Here is a 16,298-nt window from a genome sequence, read left to right as displayed (position 1 = left end):
ATCGGAGTAACTTGTGGTTCAATTACATAATGATCTGGAATAACATATTAAAATAGATTTCCTGCAAACTTGTCTGCAATGATTGAAACTGGAACTACTTCTATAATGTTCGTTTGCTTGACCTAAGATTCAGGAGCATTTAAACTGAATTTTATAAAGTACTAGAAATGATAGGAAATCTAAGAGGAATAGTTGATGAGGTGTGTAGCGATCACATAATCCTGAATGTGAATGATGTTGGCTACATAGTATATCTTTCAGCCAAAACTTTAAGTGCTTGTTCGATTGGAAGTAGAGTAAAATTACTTATCGACACTTATGCAAATAGCAGAGAAAACGTTACTCAGCTATATGGCTTTATAAGTAAAGAAGAACAGCAGTGTCTGCGTTTATTAGTTAAAGTGAGCGGTGTCAGCTATAAAACCGCAATGTCAATTTTGAGCAAATTAACTCCAGAGCAACTGTTTTTGTCAATTATAAATGAGGATAAACTAGCACTTAAGGTGAGTGGACTTGGCCTGAAACTCATAAATCGAATTATTACTGAGCTGAATGGCAAAGTAAGTAAATTAGAGATAAATAACAATCATTTTCACTCAATTAGTGAAGATGCTCTTTCAGCTTTGATCAATCTTGGATATGAAAGAACAAAAGCTTATGATACAATAAAAAAAATAGAAGATGAATCACCAAACTTGGACACTAAAGATATTATTCGTATGGCGCTTAAAACAATATGAAGTCAATATCATGTAGTAAGGAATACTCTGAAGATGTACGTAATTTAAATATTCGGCCTGAGCAACTTGATGATTTTGTCGGGCAAAAAGACTTAATACAAAATTTAAAAGTGTTTATAAATGCTGCACAGACGAGAGCTGAAGCTTTGGATCACGTATTGCTCTATGGTCCTCCAGGGCTTGGTAAAACAACTTTAGCACAAATTGTCTCTAAGGAGTTAAGGGTTAGCTTTCGTGCAACTTCTGGTCCATTGCTTAGTAAAGCTGGGGACTTAGCTGCAGTGCTCACTACTTTAAATGCAAAAGATGTTCTATTTATCGATGAGATCCATAGATTAAATCGTAGCATTGAGGAAGTTTTATATACTGCTATGGAAGATTTTTGCCTAGATATACTAGTAGGTGAGGGCCCATCTACCAGAACTTTAAGAATAGATTTACCACCATTTACACTGATTGGGGCAACAACACGGCTTGGACTGCTTTCTGCACCGCTGAGGGATCGTTTTGGTATTCCCCTGCATCTTGAGTTTTATTCTTTTGAGGAACTGGTTGATATTATAAAAAGAGGTGCAAGAGTTCTTTGTGCTGAAATCGAAAAGGATGCTGTGCAGGAAATTGCCTGCCGCGCCCGTGGTACTCCAAGAATTGCTTTGAGATTACTCAGAAGAATAAGAGATTTTGTTGAAGTAAAAGATGATAAAAAAATTACCTGTGAAATTGCCGGTTCTGCACTATCAAAATTGGGTATAGATAAAATGGGACTAAATAAATTAGATATGGATTATCTGAGATTTTTGTTTAACACCTCAGGACCTGTTGGAATTGACACCATATCTATTGCACTATCTGAAGATGTTGGCAATATTGAAGAAACAGTAGAACCTTATTTAATCAAGGTCAATTTTGTAAAGCGCACACCAAGAGGACGTGTTTTAACTGATCAAGCAAGGGAATATCTCAGCATTAATTCAGTGGTATGCTAGTATTATACTATATTTTATAACATTGTATAATATTACATTAAACATTATAATATTCTTTTATTATATGATTTGCAGGTGTTTTAGAGGCAAATAAGAAAGTCTTCTGTTATAGTGAATATGTTCTTGAAAAATTACGTAATATATGCTAGGCTGTATATAGTATGAATGTAAAAATATCAATAACTTATTGATATTTTTTAAGATTAATACTTATTAAATACTTCATATTGTAAGATTGAGTTATTGTATTTTATAGACTTAAGATAAAATGGTAAAAAGCTTTCTAAACAATTATAGAAACAGTAATTCAATTAATGGAGAAAAAGCAATGGAAAATTTTTTAATCAATAACAACGAAGAGGACGGTAGCTCAATCTACATTAATCGAATCAGAGAGCAAGATCTCTCTGCAGAGCAGAAGCTCAATGAATTAAAAGGATTCATGGAGGAGCTTGCTAGGAAAGCTGAGCTCAAGAGAATAGAGCTTGAGCGTCAGGCTGCGAGTTGCATTGATGAAACATTATCTCAAGTAGAGCTACAGATACAAGATAATGAGGATTACTTTACTGATAATAATCAAGGGGTATTCGCAAATTTCTTTGAATCCCTCTTTAATCTTTTTGAAGTAAATGTAGATCCGAAAGTCTACAAAATGCTCAAGGAGAAGAAAGAGAAAAATCTGCTTCTTTCGATAATTAAGTTTTTGCGTGATAAGCTTAAGGAATTAGTTAAAAAGATCTTCAAAAAAGATTTAGATTTAAGTTGGGATAAAAGGCTAGACAAAGAGATAAAAGAATTGCAGGAGAAATTACTCAGCGGTGAGTTATCTCCTGAAGAGGAAATAGCAATACTCGAACGTTTGCAAGCGTTGCAAAATTTAAAATTGAAGCTTCAAACTTTTCTCGTGGGCTCAGTCATTGCAATGTTTGCAGAAATTTTTGCAGTTGATTTAGCAGCAGTAGTAGAGCAAGATGTAACTGAGGAAAAAAGAGACAAAAAAGCAGAAAAAACAGAATCAAAAGAAGTTCGTCAAGAAATAGAAACAAAAGTGAATGAAATCATACCAATTTCCCTATTTAATTTTTCATCTCAAGTTCCAATGCCAATTGTTCTAGACAAGCAAGAACGTGCTATTTTACCAAAGCCTATAGAAAAATTAGTAGACACTCTACCTAAACCTGTTATAAGTCACAAAAATAGTGAAGTACAAAAACTGGAAAAAATGAATAAAGAAAAGAAAGAAGCAAAAGAAGAGAAAACTGAAAAACCAAAATTAGCTGTCTGTCCACCCGCTCCAGAGCGACACAGGAGAGTGAAAAGGAACAACACAGAAAAGAAGGATTTAGGGGAGAAATACAATAGAAAAGAACCTTCTGACAATAGTCAGCAAAAAGCTGCTAATGCTGCTGTGGAACTGCCAAGAAGATTAACTGAGGACATAAAAGTTGAAAATCATGCTTCTTCAGTCAAAGAGAGAGGTGTGTAAAGGTTCTCTCTCTTTTTTTCATTCCAGACTGGTTTTTTATCTGGATTCCAGCATCAAGTGCTGGAATGACATGGCGGAATGTCATCTAAGTAGCTCTCTCTTGTCATTTCAGTAGTCCCTTTGATGTCATCCCAGTCTGGGATCCAGAGAACTTAGTTTAAAAGAGTTGTTATTTCAGTTTAGGATCCATTTTCTCTTCTAGATTCCAGACTGGAATGACACCGTCTTGAATGGGAGGCAGTGCCAACGATGTGCCATATTGCAATGTTTGTACAGTTGCGACTTAAGTCAATAAGGAAAGGTGTTATTCCATTACCTCCTCTCTTGTCATCCCAGTCTGGAATCCAGGAGTATAAAAATGGTGAATAAAATTTATGTTAAAAAACTGCTTGTGCTAATAATTGATTCTTAATATACTCATTAAATAATAATTTAATTTAGAGGTTGATATGCACGGTAACAATGGTTCAGGCAAAAGAGTATTTGATAATACTGCTCCAGGAGGAGGAAGGGTTGATCTGAGCAAAATAGATCCAAAGAAAATAGATGATTTTAGAGACATGATTAGACGTGAAGAGGAAAGAAAGAAAAATCAATCTAGTGGTCAGGGCAGCAGTAAATAATTATATTAGTTTAGGGGGGTGGCGTTATGCCTAATAAAAGTAAAATAAATCGAGAATTAGTAAAAGCGTTTAATAGTGTTCTTCTTTCTGATGAGACTGCTATTACTAATCTCACTGTAGAAAAAGATCATATTGTTCTCTCATTTGATAAAGATATGAATATTGGTCAGCGCAAAGACTACTTGAAAAATATGAGAGAGAGTATAGTAGGAAAGTTTTGTGGAGATAATGAAGATGAGGATGAAAAAGTTTTTGTCGAAAAGGCTGCCAATGATCTTTTTTATACAGACTCTTTTCCTTTTAACTTTAAGCAAGGAAAATGGATTACAGATAGTAGCAGACATAGGTTTTCAGTGCCAATTGAAAAAGAGGTAGTTTGTAATCTAAAATATTTGCTAGCTAATGAACTTATACGGTTTACAATAGCACGTATTATGGACGTTCATCCTAAAGGTCCAGATTATGTGAATGAAAATGTATACGATGTGGGTTTTGAAAGAAAATCTTATTTATACTGTAAGGGCTTTGATGATCAAGAATTAAAAGACTCTTTTGTAAAATCATTCTCATCGAGAATGGAAAGTTATGAAAATAGTCCTAAAAGATTTAAGGGTTTTTTAGAAGAGAAGGGGAATGATGTATATTTAAAGAAAGGCGTTTTTGATGATCTTAAGTTTGTTCAAGACATAGTAAAGCGTAGAGTATCATCGGTGTGTCGTTGTTTTGATACTCCAAAAGGCGAGGTTGGAGCTATTGACATGCTGAAATTTGCAGTGGTTAATTTGTTTCGTAAAGCAAACATACAAGTTGATTTTATGATGCGTAATTCTTACTTAGGGGCTGATGAAGATTCAGTTTTAATTCCTATTGTAAGTGGTAGTAATTGTAATAGATATTTAACAAGAGGGGAAGTGAATCACGTTAATAATATGTTTGGTATGGATGTATTAAATAATGTTGAAGCTCATACTTCGCAGGAGTCTCTATTGAATAGTGATAGTAAAGGATTGTACGGAATAGATTTTGCTAACCCAGACATTGCTTACTGTGTGATGGATAAGATCATAGAGAGCTCTGTAATCAACAAGGATTATAAACTGTCCATTGATCCTGCGCGTGTGCCAGCTATGAAACCACAAATTCTTGTCCTTCCTGAAAAAGTAGGGACGGATGGACCAAGTGCAGATACAAGTGCAGATAGTGGTTTTGGTGATTCACCTAAGAATTCAGTTATAGGTAAATCACATGCTAAAAACTCAAGCAAATTCCTTAGGCCCGACTACTATGGTGAAGGTAAAGGTGGGGATGATGCTTCGGCTAAAGATAGTGGCTTTGGCCCTTCTTCAGCACGATCTTCAGCACGATCTTCTTTTAATAAGCCCAAAACAACATTTAACCAACCTTCTATATCACAGCCTGACCAATGTTCTGCAAAAAAGCAGACATCAACTAGTAAAAAATCATCTTGGTGTATTTTATAGCTAAAGGAAATTAGGCTATTCAAAGATGAATTGTGAATGAAAGGTTATGTATCCGTTTAGATGCATGTGAGACCAGTGCCTTCTTTCTTGTTATACAAGTAGCTGACACTGGGATCACACTTGATTATGCAAGAAATCTAATGTTAAAAAACTCACAGTTATCGTAGTACTGCTTTATTATCTGCAGTCTTTTCATGCTCGACAGAAGAGAGTTGAGGGTTAACAGCTTTTTCTATCGATTTAGCCTGTTTATAGTCTTGACTTAGGAAATATATAGCCAGTCCAACTGCTATTCCAGCAACAAGAGCAGATACTGCGAGTGCGCATAATATAATAGTCATTGAAGGTACTAAAGCACCACCAACACCCAGTCCAATACCGAGAAAAACTCCAGGTACAATGCCAATCAAACTATTACATCTAGCATTTCCTTTTTTCAATTGAGCTTGGTCTTGCATGCATTCAATGAGTACTTCTCTTGTTTTTCCTTGAGCTAAATCTAATGGAATTTGCTTATTTACATTCTCTATCAAAGGATTTGTAACATGTTCCAAAAGGGCTCTTATAGCACCAGTGTTATTATTTCTAACAGCTTGGTGTAATAACGTCTCTCGATCTTGATCTTGAAAATTGATCAATTTGTAGAAATACTGATGAGTAACAGATCTATTCACCGCTTTATCTAAAATCTTCATCACGTTTTTAAATGACAATATCTCTGCTTTCTTAGACCTTGTACTATCGTATACAATGCAGTGTTGCAAAATAAGATACACCATCTTTTTTCTTATATCTACAGTATCCTCTATAGATAAAGCTGATTTAAATAACTCCTTATCAATAGGTATTTCGATATTTTTATTAAGAAATGCCTTCAATTCTCTAATTTTTTCTTTATGCTTTATCCCTGGCCTACAGACGATTTCAAGTAAAGTATTCATACCATCTCCTTATTCTAGTTATATCAATAATATAATAAACTCTAATAAAAGTCAAATCATTGATTAAAAAATTAATATAATTAATTCTGTGAATGTCAAATAAATTCAAATAACATCAAAAAAAACTCACAGGATCAACATCTATTGTTACTGCAATATTTGAATTCAAGTTGTAATTTTTAATCCAATATTTTAGCTTTTTCTTTATAGATAAACTATGTTTATTGTGTATTTTGAGTAGCACTCTATACCGATATTTATTATTTAAGAAATTTATTGCTGCTGGTGATGGGCCAAAAATTTCGAGTTCTTTTTTTCTAGTCACGCACTGGAATGACAACGCAGAAGGAATAGTAGCTGAACATTGATCATGCAAAAAGCTTGTTATCTCACTTGCTGCTTTCTGCGTTGCAAATTGATCCTTACCGCAAACTATAAGCGCTATTAATCTACTAAATGGTGGCATTTTAGCTTTGCGTCTTGACTCAAGTTCAACTTCATAAAACAAATCCCTTTTTTGCTGCTGCAATGCTTTTATTATCAAACTTTCAGGATTATTAGTTTGCACTATTACCGTTCCTTTTTCGTTGAACCTCCCAGATCTACCCGCAACTTGATGCAATAATTGATACGTCTTTTCTGCTGCCCTAAGATCAGAATTTTCAAGTCCTAAATCTGCATTTATCACTCCAACCAAAGTTAACTTAGGGAAATTATGCCCTTTGGCAATCACTTGTGTACCGATTATAATATTCACCTCTTCCTTAAGCACTGAGTCAATGACGCTACCAAGCGACTTCTGATCGCTGCTGATAATCGCAGTTTTTGCATTTGGTATTAATTTCACTATTTCTTCAACTAACCTTTCAATTCCCACACCATAAAGAAGCAATGACTGCTCACTTTGACAATTGGAGCATTTTTCTGGAAGTTTTGATTGATAAGAACAATGGTGACACAAAAGGACGTTCTTCTTTTTGTGGTATGTAAGCCAGACAGCACAATTTGAGCAGGAAATTTTGTATCCACACTTTTTACAAACTGCAAGTTGTGCGTATCCTCTGCGGTTTAGAAAGAGCATAACTTGCTGTTTTTTCTCTATGGTTTGTTTTATTCCTTCGAAAAGTTCATTGGAAATCCATTGCTTATTATTTACTACTTTTATTTGTGGCAACTCTGCACCACCGAATCGTTTAGTCAATTTTACATGATTGTAATTCCCTTTTTTAACATGATAAATTGTTTCAAGTAGCGGAGTGGCGGATGATAAAATAATCGAAATATTTTCGAGCTTGGCTAAGATAATGGCCATATCTCGAGCATTATATATAATCCCCTGTTCTTGTTTAAAGGATGAGTCATGCTCTTCATCAATGATGATTAATTTTAGGTTTTTATAAGGTAAAAAAAGTGCTGACCTTGCCCCAATAATGATCTGCGCACTTCCATTTGCAATACTAAGCCAATTATTTCGGCGAGCTTTGGGAGTAAGTCCTGAATGCCACTCAGCTATATTGCCAGATGTCTGACTGCGAACACGATTTACCAATTGTGAAGTTAGGACAATTTCTGGCAGAAGGATCAGGACTTGTGCATCGTTTACGATTTCAATTAACCTTGCAATCACAGAGAGATAAACTTCCGTTTTTCCAGACCCGGTTTCACCGTCAAGCAAAGTCACTGAATACTCATTCAAATTACTTATTATCTTATCGCGAGCTGCTTGCTGCTCAGGGCTTAATTGGTAATCTATTTCACTTATTTCTTGCTTTTGCTTAGTGCAAACTAACTTATCTATTTGATTTACCTTTAATACTCCTCCCATTATCACTTTGGCAAGCATACCGATAGGTATTACATTATACTGTGCAACCCACTCTGCAAATTCGATCAGTTTTGGTCTGATGCTCGGCAAATCGATCTTTTGCTCAATAAATTTTAATTCTCGATCGCTTTTGCTACTTTCTCTCCAAACTATTCCAATCAAACGCTTTCTGCCAAACGGCACCACTACGTAATCTCCAATTGAAACTTCAGTATCTTCCTCAACTGCATATGAAAATAGCTGATCAATTGGAAGTGGCAGTAATACGTCAACTGTTCTTGTCATAAGTTAGCGCTGTTTTTAGATACATAGAGAAGCCTTAATGCTTTTTTCATAGTACACAATTTATAATCATAAATACTGGAAATGTGAGGAAATTCTGTATGTTTAGCGATAAAATAGTCCTAGACTTTGAAATAGAAAAAGGTGACCGAATAGATCGGTGTTACTTCTCTACACGCATCAAACTTACAGATAAGAGCAAGAGTTTTCTACGTGAAAAGCTCGGTAAACCTAACAATTTAGATGATTACTTTAATCTTAATCCTGAGAATTTTTATATTTATTACAACAAATATAGTGGTCACTATGGTATAAATGAGCTATATGTCAGAGATGATAATGGTAGATATTTAGCTACTAAACTTCCACTTGATCAGAGCGGATTTTCGATAGAGTTATCATTCGACGAGGTGAATTATGGTTTTTATCCTCTGTATGCAATCTATAATCCCACTCAATATGACAAAAAGCAGGAAAAGAGCTTTGAAGATAATGGTGAATTGCAGCCGTTTGTGTCAAGTGTATTGGATTACTTTCTAAATGGCTTAACCATTCAAGATATGTTTTTGCAAATACAAAATGAGCTTGTTGAAAAAGAAACAAAATTAGAAGAAGACAGAAGAAAAGCAGAGGAAGAATTAAATCAAAAGAATGAAAAGTTAAGAGAACTCATAGAAAATGATGAGATTAAAGTACTTAAAGTAATAAAAGGCCATAGTATTGGGAATGGACGTTCAGCGGCAATTTTACAGCTTAATGGTGATCTTGATGCAAGTAAATACTACATAGCAGAGTATGAAAGCAATGAATACTTACATTGCACGAGCTCTGGTTATGACATACTGCTTGACCAGAGCGATTTATTTTTTGTTCTGAATAGCAGCTCTTATCTTGAACTTGAAAGCGGTTTTTACTCAATACCTGCTGGCAGCTATGCTAAATATCTCAATACTAAGAATCGGCTTTTCAGCGATGATCAACTATCTCAGCAGTTGTGCAAAAACAAGGTAAAGGCTGAATCTACAGTTAACGCATTTTTCTCAAGACTTATTTATAGTGAAAATTTTTAAGAGGTGGATATGAAATTTAAAACAAATTCTGAATATGATAAATCACAAACTTTGATTAAAAAATTATTTCCAAATAAAGAAAGTATAGTAATAAACGATCAGCTTACAATAGAAGTAAAATATGGGGGATTAGCTAGTTATACCCCTGAGTATATAAAACAAACTGTAAAAGATGCTTACGGAGCCTGGTCTGATAATTTCTATTCACAAAAAAGCGTTCATTCTGGTCCAGTAAAATTGCAGCTTTATGTGCTGAAAAATTACGATGATTACAAAGCTCACATCAAGGAACTTTCAGGTGGTAAGGACCATAGAGAATTATGGGGTGGTGGAACAGTAAGAGCACACGAAGCTGACGGCACGATAGCAAAGACTTTTATTGTTGGAGATGTAAATGGCTTACTTTGTGCAAAATCTAAAATTTTAATGGAAAAAATGAGCGATGCATTTCTTGAGTACTCTACCGGTAATATGGATACAGTACCTGAAGTTTTACGTACCGGTATGAAGCTTTTCATGTGGAGCTATGATGCAGCTAAAAAAGAAAGCACTCGCGATATGCATTATACAAAAGAAGCATACAATAAAATGCATGAATCTGGGCATGATACACCATATAAAATAGCAAGTATGTCTAACGACTATAGAATATCAGATTGCTTAGTGACATTCCTACAAGAAAAACATCCTCAATTCATAAAGCAATTGCTTACTGAGATGTCCTTCGATAGAGTAGAAGCGATATCAAAATTCAAGCATCTTTTGAATAACTCAGAAGTTGAAAAAGAATTTAAGCAGTGGATGGATGTAAAAAGTGGCGATAAAATTGTGGCAGATCTTGTGCCAGATAGTGAAGTTATGACTTTTGGCGAACACAAGCTTCAAATAAATATAAAATATGATGATGAGGAATTAACTCAGAGCAAATTGAGTAGTGTAAAAAATGCCATCGAGAGTACTATAAAAGATTTTGATTCAGCATTTGGCATTAATAATTCTCAGCCTTGGCACAACATACCAAATAAAGTTAATGTTTTCGTATTTAATACAAAGAGTGACTACGAAAATTATCTTAAGGAGTTGAACGTTAACTATAAAGGCGCTTCTGGCTTAACAGTTCAAGGGCGTGGCTCAGAAATTCATGTTTATTTTTATCTACAAGACCAATTTGATGACTCGTGTAAAACTTTGAAACACGAATTGGGACACGCCTTAACTATCATTAATTCCTATTATGGTACAGGTGATGTCTTATCTAAGGCTATGCATGAAGGGGTTGCTAACTATATGGCAAGTTTAGAAGATGGTCGGCATGTCAATGACCACGGAGATAAAGAGGCCTTGATTGCAATAAAGAATAAAGGTCTCAAACCAGATGAAATATTGCGCAATAATATTTGGAGTAATAAAGGGGAACATTATCATTCGGATGCTGAACAAGTGATCAAATTTCTTGAAGATAAACACCCAGATATGATTGATAATTTGCTCAAGAGCCTTTCTAAATCTGGTGCAAATAGGTCTCAAGGTAATAAATTATTTGAGGATTTTTTGGCTGAGCTGAAAGGTTATGATCAAGAATTTAAACAATGGGTTAAGGCTGAGCTGAGTGGTGAACAACATATGGAATATAATGTTGTTGAATCTAACAGTGTTGAAAGTTCAACAAGCCAACAAAGTGCAGGCAAGGGTCTATATGGTTATAGCCCAGTACATAATGTAAGTGGTGATAAAACCAAGATAGAATCTAAATCAAGTGTCAGTAGAGAAGATTCTATGCAACCTGCTAAAAAAGCGAGTGAAGACGAACAAGGAAAAGCTGTTACAACAAAAGTTATGAAGTATAATAAACAGCCTTTCTTAAAGGTGAATATTGATGACAATAATGTAGAAAATACTATAGGAAAAGTAAACGAGATAAATAAGGTAACAGGTGCGACTAGTTTACATTTTGCTGCTTCATTGGGAGATTTAAGCAAAGTAGCAACGCTACTAAAACACAATTCATATATTGATACAAGAGACCATAATGGACAAACGCCACTACATTATGCCATTCAGTCAGGAAATACGGAAGTAGCAAAATATCTTATTGATCATGGAGCAAATCTTAATGTTCATGACAATTATTATCAGAAAACTAATACTAAATATGTGTATTATAAGACACCTTTACACTATGCTATTGAGTCTGGAAATATAGAGATAGCTAAATACTTAATAGATCGTGGTGCAAATCCTAATATTCAAGATGCTTATTCCCAAACACCATTATACAGTGCTATTTATTCAGGTAATACAGAAATAGTGAAGTATCTATTAGATCATAACGCAGATCCTAATAGTAAAAGTTATTATACTTTTCCGTTACTTGCTGCTATTAAGCTAGGGAATTCGGAAATAGTTAAGAGTTTAATTGAGTATGGCGCAGATCTTGGTATAAAGAACACGTCATCTCAAACACTGCTGCACTATGCAATTGAGCTAAAACATACGGAAATTGCTAAATACTTAATAGATCGTGGTATAGATGTTGATACCCGTGATATTAGCTCTGGTAAATCTCCACTACATTTTGCCATGCACATGAAAAATATGGAAGTAGTTAAATATCTCATAGAGCATAATGCGGATATTGATATTCAGGATAGCTACGGCTTAACACCTTTGCATCTTGCTGTTGATCTTGGGAATAAGAAGATGATAGAGCAGTTAGTTGAAAAAGGTGCGAATATTAATGCTCAGGATAATGATGGTTGGACACCTTTAGTTCATGCAGTGAGGCATGGAAAGTTAGATACAATAGAATATCTAATAAAAAACAAAGCTGACGTTGACGTTGTAGGCAAAGATGGCAGGACACTTGTTGAACATGCTGAGTTATGGGCAGAAGAGAAAGGACTAGCAAGAGATGTAATAGATAGCAAAGGCGATAATGATTCTTATTATCGTGAGCTTTCAAAAGAAGCTGCAACTTGGGAAAAAGCTGGAAAGGATATGCTTAGCTATCTCAAAAAAATTACTATGCAAGAAGAAGAATCTAACGATATAGACCAAATGCCAGCAGATCAACCTGCGAGTGAAGAAAGGAGTAAAAGATCGATAAGAGGAGACGAAGAGAAGCAAGAGGAAACAATTGTTATAGATAATGTGAAAGAAGAATCACAACATCCTTTAAAAATCAAAGTGGGTGAGGCTGTTGAAATAGGGAAATATAAGGTAGAACTGCAAGTTACGTATGATGATGTAAGAAATTTTTATGACACTATACGTGGTAAATATCATGATGGTAGTGGATACAATTATGAGCAAGTAATGGTTTTGTACAATGAAATTGTTAGGCCAGCATCACAGCATCATGATGAACCATTTACTCTTGCTGAGTCCTATATTGCAGATGGGCATCTATTTATTAAAAATCAAGATTTTGGAATTTTGAATGATTTTAATGAGATGTTCTATAAAAGTGATGAGTTTATGTAACATAAAAGGTGGATGAGAATTAATTGATATAAGGAATTAGATCTTCTATTTTTATTCCAGCGTTTCCTTATCCTGTCATCCCAGTGCTTCGACACTGGGATGGCTTTGTTGCATAGCACCTTAAGCAGTGATGGTTTACGACAAATTTATGTAATGATTTCAAATTTAGCCATACCAATACCTAATTTAGAATCAAAATTCCTGGATTCCAGTATCAAGTACTGGAATGACATCATCTACTATGCAACTTACTTTCAAAAATAAACGTTCCAGTGGTTTCATTTGCTTTCATCCCAGTGTTTCCTTCTCCTGTCATCCTATGGCTTGACCATAGGATGGCTTTGTTGAATCGCTCAAGTGAAAAGAACTGGCAGTTACTGACAAAATTCATTATAAAACAGCCATTTAACTGTTGAAGAAAAAATATGCCACAAAAAATGAGAGTCAGTAATTGCCATGAATATAACAAATTTCTCCAAGAAAGAGGAAGCATTTTTTGTTATATCAATGACGCCATAGAAAATTGGTACGAGAATTGTCCAAAAATGCAGGGCGGCAACTATATTTATAGTGATAAAGTTGTGATTTTAGTGCATATAATCGTCAGTTTCTTTAGAATTGGTTTAAGACAAACAGTCGGGTTTATAAAAGGATATTTGCAACAAATAGGAAGAGATTTGCAGCTATTCACAAGCATCAAAAAAAACTTAATATTAAGATAAATGATTGCAGAAAATAATATAGAAGATATCGAAATTGCTATAGACAGTACAGGAATTAGTATATACAACAACACACAGCAAGGAAAATAGCACTGACAGAGTGGCTATGAGCAAACGAGAAAATTGCACGTAATGTTGAATATAAACAACAAAAAAGCCATAGCTGTAAAATACAGTAACGGTGTCTACTCTGATCACTTGTGATTTGCTAAAAGAAGTTGATTTTCAGCATGCCATAAAAGCACTATATGCAGATAGAGCATGTGATAGGCACAAGTTTTATAAGTTGTGTAACGAATATGATATAAAGACAAAAATTCCACCAATAAACAATGCGGCAGAACATCCAGAAATAGATTATATGTCTGACAGGAATGCTGCTATTAGGTTAATAAAATTATACGGTGAAGATGGCATGAAAGAATGGAAAAAGAAGTAAATTATGGGAAAAGATCTTATATTGAAGGGTTTTTCTCAAGATTAAAGCAAATATTCGGATTTAGTTTTAGGAATAAATCTGAGATAAATCGAGAAAAAGAACTAAATGCTATTTGCTTAATAAATTCACTGATATTGGTGTGGCTAAATTTGAGATAGTTACATGAATTTACCATAAATCACCATCTCATAAAGTGTGATGCAACAAAGCCAATCGGGAGTCGCAATAGTAAAAGTGAAAGAAATCTTCAAAGTAGAACTATCCCCCAAATCTGCACATGGACATAGAATATCCTTTATCAGGGATGGACGTAAACATTGAAGATCTTCCCCTAGAGCTGGATATAGATATAAAGTCATTTATACCATTACCTATATTCGAGAAAAATATCACATGCCAAGAACCTTGTCAAAATTATATAATCTATCTCTAGAGCAGGTTATTAAGAATATCAATCCGCATAAAAGAGCTAGGTATTCCTAACACCACTAAACTCACAAATTCATTTGCTAGAGTTTATAAGTTCTTGTTTATAATAATTTTATTATATCGTAAAACCATCTATATCGGCCTATTTAAACAGTATTTTACTTTCCTTAAGGATTTTTTAAAGATCATCTATTGAATTCTATGATATTATTTTTTGTGAGATTGTTATACACGTTATGGCAAGGAAGGCAGAGAGATTTGTTAAGTAGTTTTTGCATCTATATGAGCTACTTGAATAATGGTTACAATATAATTGTACAGCATGAGCTGAGTTCGCTTAGCCCTTATCTACATATTCAGTTCCACCAACAGTTATTGCATCGACCTTGAGTGTTGGCTGACCAACTCCAACAGGCACATTTTGTCCGTCTTTTGAGCACGTACCAACACCAGGATCTAACTTTAGATCATTACCAATCATTGATACTTTTTTTAGTACTGTTGGCCCATCACCAATTAGCGTTGCTCCTTTGACTGGTTGTGTAATTTTACCATTTTTTATTAGGTAAGCTTCCGAAGATGAGAAAACAAATTTTCCTGATGTTATATCAACTTGTCCACCACCAAAATTTACTGCATATAGGCCTCTCTTTACACTGGATATTATTTCTTCTGGTGTATATTTTCCTGGCAACATATAGGTGTTTGTCATGCGTGGCATAGTAACTTCTTTGTAACTTTCTCTTCTACCATTACCAGTTGGATTTACACCCATAAGTTTAGCGTTCATATGATCTTGCATATATCCTTTTAGAATTCCATCTTCTATAAGCACATTATAGCCAGGTAAAGTACCCTCATCGTCTATGCTAATAGAACCACGCAAATTAGGTAGAGTTCCATCATCAATTACAGTAATGTTACTGGCTGCCACTTGTTTACCCATAGAATTTGAAAATGCCGAGATTCCTTTACGGTTAAAATCACCTTCAAGTCCATGACCTACAGCTTCATGCAATAATATTCCTGGCCAACCTGAACCTAAAACAACTGTCATCTCTCCAGCCGGAGCTGGAATTGCCTCAAGATTTACTAGCGCTTGCTCTAACGCTTGGTTTGCAACTTCTTTCCACTTCTTCTCAGAAACAAACTTACTATAAGCGTCTCTTCCACCATGCCCTGCAGAACCTTTCTCCGCTCGGCCATTTTTTTCTACGATGACTAGTACATTAAAACGTACCAAAGGCCTAATATCGCTTAACCTGTGATCATCTTTTATTATTTGTACAACTTGCCATTCTCCACTTAGAGTTATTTTTACCTGCTTCACGCAGTTATTCTTCGACCTTACATACTCATTAACCTCATTAAGTAGTTTAATTTTTGAGTTCAGATCCATTTCATTTATGGGATTAGTCGTTGAGTACAGGCTTTTTGTCTCCTCATTTAAGTTTATTGAATTTGTTTTGCTTAAAGATGCTGAACTTTTTACCATAGAAGCAGCGTTACTAATTTCCTTTTCGCTAATTTCAGAAGAGCAAACAAAAGACGTACTATCCTCACAAAAGGACCTTAACCCAAATCCCCTTCTGATATTCAAATCCATGTGTTTCAATATGTTATCATCAAAAACCAGGGACTCTGATTGGCAAAATTCTAAAAATAATTCACCACCATCACTATCGCTCAAAGCGTTGTTGACTATTTTATATACATTATTAATATTAACATTGTTTTGAGCAAAAAATATTTGATCTAGATTTGGCATTACCTTTGAGCTAAAAATTGTTT

10 protein-coding genes and 1 pseudogene are annotated in these 16,298 nt (G+C 34.6%); 8 read left to right on the top strand and 3 right to left on the bottom strand.

Translation table 11 applies throughout. From position 1 onward, the window contains the following. Nucleotides 1–167: 167 nt before the first annotated feature. The 5 genes from ruvA (at nt 168) to OPR42_RS03075 (ending at nt 5,316) form a co-directional block, all read left to right on the top strand. Nucleotides 168–740 (top strand): Holliday junction branch migration protein RuvA, encoded by a 573-nt coding sequence (gene ruvA / locus OPR42_RS03095; protein WP_265041758.1) that lies wholly within the window; start codon nt 168–170, stop codon nt 738–740. Continuing rightward, nucleotides 737–1,726 (top strand): Holliday junction branch migration DNA helicase RuvB, encoded by a 990-nt coding sequence (gene ruvB / locus OPR42_RS03090; protein ID WP_265041757.1) that lies wholly within the window; start codon nt 737–739, stop codon nt 1,724–1,726. Before ruvA ends, ruvB begins: the two co-directional genes overlap by 4 nt. A gap of 268 nt (nt 1,727–1,994) precedes the next feature. Next, nucleotides 1,995–3,212: a hypothetical protein gene (locus OPR42_RS03085; RefSeq protein WP_265041756.1), complete on the top strand. Its 1,218-nt coding sequence runs from the start codon at nt 1,995–1,997 to the stop codon at nt 3,210–3,212. A 449-nt stretch (nt 3,213–3,661) separates the two neighbouring features. Continuing rightward, nucleotides 3,662–3,835, top strand: a complete 174-nt coding sequence (locus OPR42_RS03080; protein WP_265041755.1) for a hypothetical protein — start codon at nt 3,662–3,664, stop codon at nt 3,833–3,835. A gap of 26 nt (nt 3,836–3,861) precedes the next feature. After that, nucleotides 3,862–5,316, top strand: a complete 1,455-nt coding sequence (locus tag OPR42_RS03075; RefSeq protein WP_265041754.1) for a hypothetical protein — start codon at nt 3,862–3,864, stop codon at nt 5,314–5,316. A gap of 158 nt (nt 5,317–5,474) precedes the next feature. Here OPR42_RS03075 and OPR42_RS03070 read toward each other — a convergent pair whose 3' ends face one another. Further along, nucleotides 5,475–6,257 (bottom strand): ankyrin repeat domain-containing protein, encoded by a 783-nt coding sequence (locus OPR42_RS03070; protein ID WP_265041753.1) that lies wholly within the window; start codon nt 6,255–6,257, stop codon nt 5,475–5,477. 115 nt (nt 6,258–6,372) lie between these two features. Then, entirely contained in the window at nt 6,373–8,367 is a 1,995-nt protein-coding gene (gene priA, locus OPR42_RS03065) for a replication restart helicase PriA (protein ID WP_265041752.1), read from the bottom strand. Between the two features lie 98 nt (nt 8,368–8,465). Between priA and OPR42_RS03060 the strand changes: the two genes are divergently transcribed. The 3 genes and pseudogenes from OPR42_RS03060 to OPR42_RS08885 all read left to right on the top strand — a co-directional run bounded on the left by OPR42_RS03060 (nt 8,466) and on the right by OPR42_RS08885 (nt 14,244). Next, nucleotides 8,466–9,434 carry a hypothetical protein gene (locus tag OPR42_RS03060; protein ID WP_265041751.1) on the top strand — a complete coding sequence of 323 codons (969 nt, stop codon included), beginning with the start codon at nt 8,466–8,468 and terminating at the stop codon, nt 9,432–9,434. 9 nt (nt 9,435–9,443) lie between these two features. Further along, nucleotides 9,444–12,917: an ankyrin repeat domain-containing protein gene (locus OPR42_RS03055; RefSeq protein ID WP_265041750.1), complete on the top strand. Its 3,474-nt coding sequence runs from the start codon at nt 9,444–9,446 to the stop codon at nt 12,915–12,917. A gap of 425 nt (nt 12,918–13,342) precedes the next feature. Beyond that, nucleotides 13,343–14,244, top strand: a pseudogene (locus OPR42_RS08885) (IS5 family transposase). A gap of 600 nt (nt 14,245–14,844) precedes the next feature. Here the strand turns inward: OPR42_RS08885 and tldD are convergent. Next, nucleotides 14,845–16,275 carry a metalloprotease TldD gene (gene tldD / locus OPR42_RS03040; RefSeq protein WP_265030749.1) on the bottom strand — a complete coding sequence of 477 codons (1,431 nt, stop codon included), beginning with the start codon at nt 16,273–16,275 and terminating at the stop codon, nt 14,845–14,847. Between the last annotated feature and the right edge of the window lie 23 nt (nt 16,276–16,298).

Source organism: Wolbachia endosymbiont (group B) of Melanostoma mellinum, assembly GCF_947251465.1.
In the GTDB taxonomy this organism is placed as follows: Bacteria; Pseudomonadota; Alphaproteobacteria; order Rickettsiales; family Anaplasmataceae; genus Wolbachia.
Note: the sequence above shows the minus strand (reverse complement) of the source record. Positions and strands in the feature narration are given on the sequence as shown.

What these genes read in the sequence shown, in the direction of transcription:
- OPR42_RS03060 (WP_265041751.1), top strand. Translation starts at nt 8,466, where the DNA reads ATGTTTAGCGATAAAATAGTCCTAGACTTTGAAATAGAAAAAGGTGAC.
- OPR42_RS03085 (WP_265041756.1), top strand. Translation starts at nt 1,995, where the DNA reads ATGGTAAAAAGCTTTCTAAACAATTATAGAAACAGTAATTCAATTAAT.
- priA (WP_265041752.1), bottom strand. Translation starts at nt 8,367, where the DNA reads ATGACAAGAACAGTTGACGTATTACTGCCACTTCCAATTGATCAGCTA.
- OPR42_RS03055 (WP_265041750.1), top strand. Translation starts at nt 9,444, where the DNA reads ATGAAATTTAAAACAAATTCTGAATATGATAAATCACAAACTTTGATT.
- OPR42_RS03080 (WP_265041755.1), top strand. Translation starts at nt 3,662, where the DNA reads ATGCACGGTAACAATGGTTCAGGCAAAAGAGTATTTGATAATACTGCT.
- ruvA (WP_265041758.1), top strand. Translation starts at nt 168, where the DNA reads ATGATAGGAAATCTAAGAGGAATAGTTGATGAGGTGTGTAGCGATCAC.
- tldD (WP_265030749.1), bottom strand. Translation starts at nt 16,275, where the DNA reads ATGCCAAATCTAGATCAAATATTTTTTGCTCAAAACAATGTTAATATT.
- OPR42_RS03070 (WP_265041753.1), bottom strand. Translation starts at nt 6,257, where the DNA reads ATGAATACTTTACTTGAAATCGTCTGTAGGCCAGGGATAAAGCATAAA.
- ruvB (WP_265041757.1), top strand. Translation starts at nt 737, where the DNA reads ATGAAGTCAATATCATGTAGTAAGGAATACTCTGAAGATGTACGTAAT.
- OPR42_RS03075 (WP_265041754.1), top strand. Translation starts at nt 3,862, where the DNA reads ATGCCTAATAAAAGTAAAATAAATCGAGAATTAGTAAAAGCGTTTAAT.